At 31.2% G+C, this 11064-nt stretch carries 10 protein-coding genes and 1 tRNA gene; 2 read left to right on the top strand and 9 right to left on the bottom strand.

Translation table 11 applies throughout. From position 1 onward, the window contains the following. Positions 1-226: 226 nt before the first annotated feature. Complete coding sequence (gene gldJ / locus ACFDSN_RS05060) at positions 227-1909, top strand: gliding motility lipoprotein GldJ (protein WP_375238747.1); 1683 nt, start codon at positions 227-229, stop codon at positions 1907-1909. A 64-nt stretch (positions 1910-1973) separates the two neighbouring features. Next, on the top strand, positions 1974-3275 hold the full coding sequence (murF, locus tag ACFDSN_RS05055; RefSeq protein WP_375238746.1) for a UDP-N-acetylmuramoyl-tripeptide--D-alanyl-D-alanine ligase: 1302 nt from the start codon (positions 1974-1976) through the stop codon (positions 3273-3275). A gap of 51 nt (positions 3276-3326) precedes the next feature. Here the strand turns inward: murF and ACFDSN_RS05050 are convergent. The 9 genes from ACFDSN_RS05050 to ACFDSN_RS05010 form a co-directional block, all read right to left on the bottom strand. After that, positions 3327-3401 (bottom strand) — tRNA-Val (locus ACFDSN_RS05050). Positions 3402-3570: 169 nt separating this feature from the next. Further along, positions 3571-4785: a bifunctional folylpolyglutamate synthase/dihydrofolate synthase gene (locus ACFDSN_RS05045; RefSeq protein WP_375238745.1), complete on the bottom strand. Its 1215-nt coding sequence runs from the start codon at positions 4783-4785 to the stop codon at positions 3571-3573. A 2-nt stretch (positions 4786-4787) separates the two neighbouring features. After that, the gene (locus ACFDSN_RS05040) at positions 4788-5702 is read right to left on the bottom strand and encodes an energy transducer TonB (RefSeq protein WP_375238744.1); all 915 of its coding nucleotides are present in this window, start codon (positions 5700-5702) and stop codon (positions 4788-4790) included. A 62-nt stretch (positions 5703-5764) separates the two neighbouring features. Beyond that, positions 5765-6667 carry an energy transducer TonB gene (locus tag ACFDSN_RS05035; RefSeq protein WP_375238743.1) on the bottom strand — a complete coding sequence of 301 codons (903 nt, stop codon included), beginning with the start codon at positions 6665-6667 and terminating at the stop codon, positions 5765-5767. Between the two features lie 43 nt (positions 6668-6710). Further along, positions 6711-7103: an ExbD/TolR family protein gene (locus ACFDSN_RS05030; protein ID WP_375238742.1), complete on the bottom strand. Its 393-nt coding sequence runs from the start codon at positions 7101-7103 to the stop codon at positions 6711-6713. 1 nt (position 7104) lies between these two features. Next, positions 7105-7809 (bottom strand): MotA/TolQ/ExbB proton channel family protein, encoded by a 705-nt coding sequence (locus ACFDSN_RS05025; protein WP_375238741.1) that lies wholly within the window; start codon positions 7807-7809, stop codon positions 7105-7107. Between the two features lie 51 nt (positions 7810-7860). Continuing rightward, positions 7861-9330: a sodium/proton antiporter NhaB gene (gene nhaB, locus ACFDSN_RS05020; protein WP_375238740.1), complete on the bottom strand. Its 1470-nt coding sequence runs from the start codon at positions 9328-9330 to the stop codon at positions 7861-7863. A 25-nt stretch (positions 9331-9355) separates the two neighbouring features. Then, complete coding sequence (locus ACFDSN_RS05015; protein WP_375238739.1) at positions 9356-10588, bottom strand: Glu/Leu/Phe/Val dehydrogenase dimerization domain-containing protein; 1233 nt, start codon at positions 10586-10588, stop codon at positions 9356-9358. A gap of 169 nt (positions 10589-10757) precedes the next feature. Beyond that, positions 10758-11064: anhydro-N-acetylmuramic acid kinase (locus tag ACFDSN_RS05010; protein WP_375238738.1), on the bottom strand; the 307-nt coding region annotated here is incomplete at its 5' end.

The raw sequence follows: 11064 nt of genomic DNA, 5'->3' as shown, positions 1-11064 counted from the left end.
GTACAAATTATTACTAGCAATTAGCTTTTTTTATTAAAATAAAAATCAAATTTACAATAATAATAACAAAAAAAATACGTTTATCTGTTTGTTGACTCACTTAATCGGAAAAATAAGCAAAAATTAATCTTATTTTTTTTGAACTAATTAAGTAAAAAAACTTGTTTTACAATCAATAATTATTATATTGCGTGACCAAAATAGAGACTTTTATCTACTTAAAATTATGAATATGAAAAACGTTTTATCAACAAAATTGCTACTTTTTGCTTTTACAGCTTTAGCAATTTTAGGATGTAAAAGAGGACAAGACCCTAATGTTTCTCAAGGTACTGGTTGGAAAATTAATGCCAAAGAAGGTGGTTTTCAATACAATACTAAATTCAAGGAACAAGAAACACCTCCAGGAACTGTATTCGTAGAAGGTGGAACCTTTACTATGGGAAAAGTTCAGGACGATGTAATGCACGATTGGAACAACACACCTAATCAGCAACACGTTCAATCGTTTTATATGGATGAAACCGAGGTAACGAATAAAATGTATTTAGAATTTTTAGATTGGATAGAAGAAGTATATCCACCAGAAGAAGAAAATTTCGCAAATATTTACAATGGAGTTGTACCAGACACTTTAGTTTGGAGAAATAGATTAGGTTATAATGAGGTAATGACAAATAATTATTTACGTCACCCTGGTTATGGATCATATCCTGTTGTTGGTGTAAGCTGGATACAAGCTGTAGAATATGCTGATTGGAGAACAGATCGTGTAAACGAGCAAGCATTACAGGAAGCTGGCTATTTAAAAGAAGGAAGTCAATTAGAAGCAACTGCAGATTCTAACTTTAGCACAGACACATACATAAATACACCAACAAGTACTTTTGGTGGAGATGAAGAAATAATTAAAGGAGGAAAAAGAAAACCTCAATTAACAGCAGATGGAGAAGAGATTAATGTTTTTGCTACTCGCGAAACAGGTTTAATATCTCCGCAATACAGATTACCATCTGAAACAGAATGGGAATATGCTGCATTAGGATTGTCTGAGGTTAGAAGCTATAACGTTCACAGAGGTCGTAAAAAATACCCATGGGATGGTGCTTACACAAGAGCAGGAAACCGTAAAGTTCGTGGAGATCAAATGGCTAACTTTAAACAAGGTAAAGGAGATTATGGTGGAATTGCTGGATGGTCTGATGATGGTGCCGATATTACTGCTCCAACAAGATCATACGATCCAAATGATTTTGGATTATACGATATGGCTGGAAATGTTGCTGAGTGGGTTGCTGATGTTTACAGACCTATTGTTGATGATGAATTTAACGACTTTAACTACTACAGAGGAAATGTATATACTAAAAATGCTTTAAACGAAGATGGTACAGTTAAGATTGTAACTACAGAAGATGTTGTATATGATACTTTACCTGATGGTAAATTAATTGCTAGAGACTTACCTGGTGAAATTGCTCAAGTTCCTGTAGATGAAGATGAAACTTATCTAAGAACAAACTTTGACAGAGCAGATAACAGAAACTTTAGAGATGGAGATACACAATCTTCAAGGTTTTATGATCAAGGAGGTTTTGATGATGAAGAAGCTGATGCTTCGAAAAAAGAGACTGCAACAAACAAAATGTATAATTCTCCAAAACACAACATTGAATATGACTCAACTGGTGTTGTGAGAGAATGGGATAAAAATAACAAAAGAACATCTTTAATTAATGACGAAGTAAGAGTCTATAAAGGTGGTTCTTGGAAAGATAGAGAATATTGGTTAGATCCTGCTATGCGTAGATATTACCCACAAAACAAAGCAACTGATTATATAGGTTTTAGATGTGCAATGTCTAGAGTTGGTTCTAAATCACAAGGACAGAAGAAAACAAAAAACTAAATTCAATAGCTTACAAAAAAAGTCCTAACTTAATTGTTAGGACTTTTTTTATACAATAATTATTATGACAATAGATGAGTTACATAAACATTACCAAGAATGCAATAATGTTTCTACTGACACAAGAAAAGTAAAAACTAACGATATTTATTTCGCTTTAAAAGGAGAAAACTTTAATGGAAATAGTTTTGCAAATCAAGCACTAAAACAAGGAGCAAAATATGTTGTAATTGATGATGAAGGGATAGAAAAGGATTTCGATAAGCACAGATATCTCCATGTAGAAAACTCATTGACTGCATTACAAAAACTGGCAAAATTTCATAGACAATTTTTGAATATACCTATTATTGGATTAACTGGTAGTAATGGAAAAACAACAACCAAGGAGCTTATTAATGCTGTGTTAAGTCAAAAATTTAATACAATTGCTACGGTTGGGAATTTAAACAATCACATTGGAGTTCCTTTAACGCTTCTCTCAATGAATTCCAGCACTGAAATAGGAATAGTAGAAATGGGTGCAAATCATAAAAAAGAAATTGAGTTTCTTTGTGAAATAGCACAACCAGACTTTGGTTATATTACTAACTTTGGAAAAGCTCATTTAGAAGGTTTTGGAGGAATTGAAGGAGTAATAAAGGGAAAATCAGAGCTATACCATTATTTAAAAAATAATAACAAAATAGCATTTGTAAATTTAAATGATGAAAAACAAATAGAACTTACAAAAAAGTTTAATATATACACTTTTGGAACATCTTCTGCTTCTACTTCAGATACAAAAATAAATTTAATTGATAACAACCAAGAATTATTGTCAATTAGCTACCAAGATGAATTTATTCAAACACATTTAACAGGACAATATAACTTTTACAATATTAGCGCAGCAATATGCATTGGAAATTACTTTAAAGTAAATACTAAAGACATTAAAAATGGTTTAGAAAACTATATTCCAACTAATAATAGATCTCAAATAATTAATAATGGGTCTACAAAAATAATATTAGATGCATATAACGCTAACCCATCTAGTATGCAGGTTGCTTTAGAAAACCTAAACAACCTATCTGGAGATTCTAAAATAGTATTTCTCGGTGATATGTTTGAACTAGGGTTAGAAGCCGAAAACGAACATCAAAACATTGCTGAGCAAGCTTTAAATCTAAATATAAAAAAAATTTACCTGATTGGTGCAAATTTCAACAAAATCAAATTAAATTCTAACAAGATAGTATTATATAAATCTTTTGAAGATTTAAAAATTGATTTCAAAAATATTAATATAGAAAATTCAACCATTTTAATAAAAGGCTCTAGAGGAATGGCTTTAGAAAGAATTCTAACACTAATAGATTAAAACTGTATATTTAATAAAAAAAGTCTTCATTAAAATGAAGACTTTTTATTGTGGGCGATAAGGGATTCGAACCCCTGACCCCTTGGGTGTAAACCAAGTGCTCTGAACCAACTGAGCTAATCGCCCTAAATGCGTTGCGAGTGCAAATATAAGACCTTATTTCAATGTACAAAACTTTTTTTTGACTTATTTTTAATAAAAAATAAAATAGTTGACTTTAATACTTTTCTTTAAAATATATTATAAAAATAAATAAATTATATTGTTTTAATATTCAAGAACTTAACAAAAATATCTAAACAACCTCAGCAACTACAAAAGTACTTCCGCCAACGTATATAACATCGTTGTCTTTTGCTAAAAGTTTTGATGCGTTTAGAGCTTTTTGCACTGAAGAATATTTTCCACCGTTTAACCCAAAAGCTAACATCTTATTTTTTAATTCTGAAACAGACATAGCTCTTTGAATATTTGGTGCACAAAAATAGTAATATGCATCTTTAGGCAAATATTGAACTATACTTGACAAATTTTTATCATTTACAACGCCAAATACAATATGAAGGCTTTGATAGGATTCTTTTTGAAGTTGACGCATTGTAGTTTTTAACCCTTCAGCATTATGAGCTGCATCACAAATTACTTTTGGTGTATTTTGTAAAACCTGCCAACGACCTAAAACATTAGTGTTTTTCACAACATTATTTAATCCTTCTGTTATATTCTTTTCTGAAATAGAAAAAGAATCATCTAGTAACTTAATTGCTTGATAAACGGCTTGTTTATTTTTGTTTTGATAATTGCCTAATAAATCTGTTGAGAAATTAATTAAATCTTCTTGGTCTGCGAATATAATTTGAGAGTTATTTTCTTCAGCTAATGCTATAAAAACTGGTTTTGTATCAGTTTGAGTTTCGCTAACTACAACTGGAATTTTTGGCTTTATAATTCCGCCTTTTTCTTTAGAAATTAACTCTAAAGTATTTCCTAAAAACTGCGTATGATCTAACCCAATATTTGTAATTACAGAAACTTCTGGAGTTATAATATTTGTAGAATCTAATCGTCCACCTAAACCAACTTCTATAATTGCAATATCTACTTTTTTCTTTGAAAAATAATCAAAAGCTAAACCAACAGTCATTTCAAAAAAGGAGAGTGAATTTTCTTGAAAAAATTTTTGATGCTTTTTAATAAAACCTAAAACAAATTGCTTAGAAATTTCTTTGCCATTAATTTTAATACGCTCGCGATAATCTTTTAAATGTGGTGATGTATATAATCCAACTTTATATCCTGCTTCTTGTAAAACAGAAGCTAGCATATGACTTGTAGATCCTTTACCGTTAGTTCCAGCAACGTGAATAGATTTAAACTTACTTTGTGGGTTATCTAAATAATTAGCTAAAAGAATAGTATTAGATAAATCTTTTTTATAAGCTGATTTCCCTTGTTTCTGATACATTGGAAGCTGATTAAACATCCAATTAACTGTATCTTGATATGTCATTATTATTGACCTAATTTAAAATTAACACTAACAAAACCAATTTGTCTAATTGGCGCATTAGTATCTGATTTCCATTTATGAGACAAAGCAATTCTTTTAGCTGGTTCTAATAAACAAGATGCTGTGTTTTCTGTTCCTTTTACACCTGGAGTAGCTTTAATCACTTTACCATTCCTGTCAACTTCAATCATAACCACAACCAAACCAGCTTCATTACAAGTTTGTTTAAAAACTTGTAATGAAGGTTTTCCTCTTCCGTTTAAGCCGTAACCTACGCCACCATTTCCTGTCCCTTTATCTCCAAAATAACTTGAAGCATAAGGATTTCCATTTAACTGACCTTTATCTCCAGCTTTATCATCGTCTCCTTCTCCTCCATTTGTTGTACCATCAGATTCGTTTAACCCGCCCATCATAGCATCTAATTTTGCTTTTTTAGCGGCTTCTTCTTGACGTTTTTTTTCTGCTGCTTCTGCTTTTGCTTTAGCAATTTTTTCGGCTTCAGCCTTAGCTTTTGCCTTGGCGTCAGATTCTGCTTTGGCTTTAGCGTCTGTTATTTCTTTTTGTTTTTTTATAGCAATGGCTTCTTCAGTTTCTTGAGTTAAAACATCCTCTACTTTTTGAGCAGCTGCTTCTTGTTTTGTTTCTTCAGGCTTTACCTCTTCTACAGGATCTGTTTTTGTTGGCTCTTTAAAAGGTTCTGGACTATTATTATTTTCGGATTTAATAGGTTCGTTTGGTTGTACATCTCCACTACCAACATTAGAATTACCAAAATTTACCGCTACACCATATTCTTCTGGTGGATCCATATATGGTGGTGATGTAACTAAGAATAAAAGCAAAATAATTAACAACATAATTAAAGTTGTAATTCTAGCTGAATTCTTTTCGTGCTTATTTTTTAAGTATTTCATATATATAAATCTAGAACTACATTTTTATCTAAGGATTGAAATATAGTACTAATCTAAAATTATTATTTTCCAGTTTGGATTTTAAGAGTTTGCGAAAATGGAACTGTTACAGGTTTTCCATTTTGCATTCCCGGTTTAAACCTTGGCAACATATTAGTTACACGTTTTGCTTCTGTAACTAACTTTGGATGTTTTGCTCTAACATTAACACTAACCACTTTTCCTTCTTGATTAATTTTAAAAGCAATTAATATAGTTTGAACTCCACTTAATCCAACATTTCCAGGTAATTCTTTATCGAATTCATTAGTAATAAAAGCTTTGATTTTTTCGCTCATACATTTTTTAAGCGCTTCGTTGGAACCTGTACAACCAGAATAAACTGGCACTCGTTCTACAGCATTAAAAGATACTGTCTCATTGCTATTTCCTCCTTCTGCTGCTTTTTTTGCCGCAGCTGCTTTGGCTGCTCTATCAGCTGCTGCTGCTGCTAATGCATCTGCTTTTTCTTTTGCTTCTTTATCCGATTTTGCTTTTGCAGCATTTTCTTTAGCTTCCTTTTGTTCTTTGGCTTCTTTATCTGCTTTCTCTTTAGCTTCTTTGATTTTTATAGCATTTTCTGCCTCTTGGGCTAAAAGATCTGCTTCAGCTTTATCATTTACTTCTTCTTCTACAATCTCCTCAATAACTTCTTCTTCCACAACTTCTTCTTCAATAACCTCTTCTGGTTCTAAATTTTCTGCTACATCATCTGCATTAGAATCTTGCGGACTTGAAGGTAAATCTTCGGGAATATTGTCTTCTATTTGGCTTGGGTTACCAAAATTTATGGCAACTCCATATTCTTCTGGTGGATCTGTATATGGTGGAGACGTTACAAAAAACAATAAAAGCACAAGTATTAACGTAATTAACGCTGTAACTTGTGCTGATTTTTTTTCGTGGGTTGTTTCTAAATATTTCATATAAGATGAATTTATTTATATACAAATCAATTTTTAAGCCATTTTAATTAGCCTTTACTGCTAAAGTTGATTTAATTTTATTGGTATTAGCTATATCCATAATAAAAACAACGTGTTTCATTTCTACATCTTGATCTGAACGAATAGTAATAACTGGATCTTCAGCTGGCCCTAACTTTGCTAATAATTCTGTTTCTAAATTATCTTTAGATACTTTTTTCATATCAATATAATAATTGACATCTTTATCTACACTTACCGAAATACTTTTTGTCTGCGTTGTTTTACTAGACGATTTTGGTAATAACAAGTCTATAGCTTCCGCTGAAACTAATGTTGATGCTATCATAAAAAAGATCAACAAAAGGAATACAATATCCGTCATAGACGACATATTGAATTCTGGTGTGACTTTATTTCTTCCTCTTAATCGCATATTAACTTGGTTCGTTTAATAAATCTAAAAACTCTAAAGAATTTGCTTCCATTTGGTACACCATTTTATCGGTTTTTACAACCAAATGGTTATAAGCAATGTATGCTACAATACCTACAATTAAACCAGCTACTGTGGTTGTCATTGCTGTATATAACCCATCTGCTAAAGTTTTAATATCTATAGATCCACCAGAGTTTGCAATTTCAAAAATTGATAAAATCATACCAACTACGGTTCCTAAGAAACCAATCATTGGTGCAGCTCCAGAAATTGTTGCTAAAACACTTACGTTTTTCTCTAAATTATAGACTTCTAATCTACCGGCGTTTTCAATAGCTGTATTAATATCTGCTAAAGGTTTCCCAATTCTAGAAATTCCTTTTCCAACTAAACGAGCAACAGGCGTATTTGCAGTAGAACACAAGTTTTGAGCAGACTCTATTTTTCCATTAGTAACGTAATCTTTAATCTGATTCATAAAATTTGAATCGACCTTAGAAGCTTCTTTTAAAGCGAAAATCCTTTCAAAATAAATATAAACCGCCATTATTAGCAATAAAAACAATAAGGCAATAATTAATTGTCCTGCTAATCCGCTAGAGAAAATTAACTCTATTACAGATAATGTTTTTTCTACAGGTTCTCCATCTGAAACTACAGATGAAGGATCTACAACTTGGTCTTGAAAAATAGTACTTAACATAGTTTATGTATTGTATTTATAGTATAACGCTTATTATTTTTAAATCGTATTTTATAAGAAATAAAGTATTCCAATTAATCCCATTCCACCTAAAACAATAGTGTAAGGAAATGCCATTTTTGCCATTTTACCATAAGATAAATTAATTAATGGCGCTATAGATGATGTTAATAAGAATAAAAATGCAGCTTGTCCGTTTGGTGTTGCAACACTTGGTAAATTAGTTCCTGTATTAATTGCTATTGCTAAATTTTCATATTGTTCTCTTGTAATAGTTCCATCTGTAAATGCTTTCTGAACTTCACCTATATAAACTGTTGCAACAAAAACGTTATCACTTATCATTGAAAGAATTCCATTTGCACAATAAAAAATTGCAGGTTGTTGTGCTGGATCTTTAGATAAAGCCCATTCAATAATGGGTTTAAACAAATGCTGATCATGTATCATTGCTACAATTACAAAAAACACAACAAGTAAACCGGTAAACGGTAAAGCTTCTTCGAATGCTTTTCCTAAAGAATGCTCATCTGTAATTCCCATAAAAGCAGTTTGTACAATTATTAGGGCTAATCCAATAAGTCCTACTGGCGCAATATGCAAAGCCAATCCTGCAATTAATAATATAGCAGAAACACCTTGAATCCAAAGCCCATTCTTTTGAGAATTTGTTCTTTTTGCATCTTCTTCTTCGGTATATTTTTCTATAATCTGTCTTGCTACTTCTGGTAATTTTTCTCCAAAACCAAAAATTTTAGTTTGTTCCAAAATAACAGTTGTTATTAATCCTGCTCCTAGAACTGGTAATGTTATTGGTGCCATTTTCAAGAAAAACTGAACAAAGTCCCAACCTAAACGTTCACCAATTAATAAGTTTTGTGGCTCACCAACTAAAGTACAAACTCCACCCAAAGCCGTACCTACAACACCATGCATAATTAAGCTACGTAAGAAACTACGAAACTTCTCTAAAGTTTCTCCACTCAATTCTTTACTGTCTAAAATGTCGTCGTCGTTATAATCTGCCGTTGCGTTAGAGTGAATTTTATGATACACACCATAAAAACCAACTGTAACACTAATAAGTACTGCTGTTACTGTTAATGCGTCTAAAAAAGCTGATAAAACTGCGGCTAAAAACACGAATAGTAATGATAAAACTGTTTTAGATTTAATCTTAGTAAAGACTTTACTAAAAATAAACATTAACAAAGGTTTCATAAAGTAAATTCCTGCTACCATAAACACTAACAGCAGAACAACTTCTAGATTTGCACTAATTTCATTATAAGCATGTTTTGGTGTTGTTAAACCTAATGCTACAGCTTCTATAGCTAACAAACCACCAGACTGTAATGGGTAACACTTTAATGCCATTGCTAGACAAAAAATAAATTCTCCAATAAATATCCAAGCACAAACGGTTGGATTAATAAAAAACAATGGAATATTGATTATTAAAAAAGCAATCATTGTTAATTTGAACCACTTAGGACTATTTCCTAAAAATTGATTTAACATAGTATATTGTGTTAATTATAATTGTTTAAACTAATTGTTTTAATGCTATCTCAAAAGCTGTAGAACAGATTTTTGTTTTAGCTGCACTCTTTTTAAACGTATTCTGTAATGCTTTTTTAATAATGTTTGAAGTATCATCAAAAATAGCTTGGTCTTGCATTGGAAGCTCTACTTTTGCTTCCATTAAATAAGCAAAAACTCGAGCAATACCACAGTTTGAAATAAAATCTGGTAATAAACTTAAATGATTATCAGTATATTCCATTATTGGTCCAAAAAAGATTTCTTTATCTGCAAATGGCACATTTGCACCAGGAGAAATAACTTCTAAACCAGTATTTATCATTTGTTGCACTTGATCTTGAGAAACTAATCTTGAAGCAGCAGCAGGAACAAAAATCTCTGCTGGCAAACTCCAAATTTTGTCATTAATTTCATCAAAAGGAATCATTGCATCAGATACTAATTTATTTCCGTCTTTATTAAGGAATAAATCAGTTACTTCTTGCATAGAAAAACCTTCTTCTTTTATTAATCCTCCATCACGATCAATAATACCAACAACTTTAGCTCCTAATTGTGTTAAATAATAAGCTGCTGCTGACCCAACGTTTCCAAATCCTTGAACAATTGCTCTTTTTCCTTGAATCTGTCCTCCATAAATATTGTAATAATGCTTTACAGCTTCCGCCACACCATAACCAGTAAGCATATCTGCTACTGTATATTTTCTTGATAAGTCTGGAGAGAATTTTTCATCTTCAATAACTTTAATTACACCTTGACGTAATTGACCTATTCTGTTTATTTTATCTGCTTCTGTAGGTTTAAAGTGTCCATTAAAGATTCCTTCTTGTGGATGCCAAACACCGCAACTTTCTGTAATTGGAATTACATCTTTATCTGCATCAACATTTAAATCTCCACCTGTTCCATAATAATGTTTTAACAATGGTGTAACGGCTTTATACCAACGCTCTAAAACACCACGTTTTCTTGGATCGTTTGGATCGAAATTAATTCCTGATTTTGCTCCACCAATTGCTGGTCCTGCAACAGTAAATTTAACTTCCATTGTTTTTGCTAAAGACAAAACTTCGTTTTTATTTAAGCCTTTTCTCATTCTGGTTCCTCCACCAGCAGCTCCACCGCGAAGTGAATTTATAACAGTCCAACCTTCAGCATCTGTTTCTCTATCTTTCCAATTAAATACTATTTCTGGTTCTTTATTCTCGTATATTTTAAGTAAATCTTTCATTTTTATTCTATTAAGTTATTTGTAAAAATTGTTTGCACTAAATAATTAACAGAAAAGTTATAATTGTGTCATTTTGGTTGAGTTTAAAAATATGCTAACAAATATAAAAAACTAACGTTTCAAAATACTTAGAAAGTATCATTTTTATTATTAAGTTTTTAATATTGAATTATATACTTGGGTAGTAAATTTTTCCTGAAGTGTGATTTTTTGCTGCACCTGTTACTGATGCTAAACAATTAACTTGATTCTCTAATTTTAAAACACCTAAAAAACCAAAAATTAAAGCCTCTTTAAACTCTACTAATTTAGTTTCTGGTATAATTATTTCTGAATCGGAATAATACTTAATTCTATTCATTAAAAAAAGATTGTAAACTCCGCCACCAGTAAATAAAACTGCTTTAGAATCTTTGATACTAATTGAGATTTGATATGAAATATGCTCTACAAAAGTACGTAACACATCTTCTAAT

The sequence above is a fragment of the Aurantibacter sp. genome, from assembly GCF_042094015.1.
Taxonomy (GTDB): domain Bacteria; phylum Bacteroidota; class Bacteroidia; order Flavobacteriales; family Flavobacteriaceae; genus Aurantibacter.
Note: the sequence above shows the minus strand (reverse complement) of the source record. Positions and strands in the feature narration are given on the sequence as shown.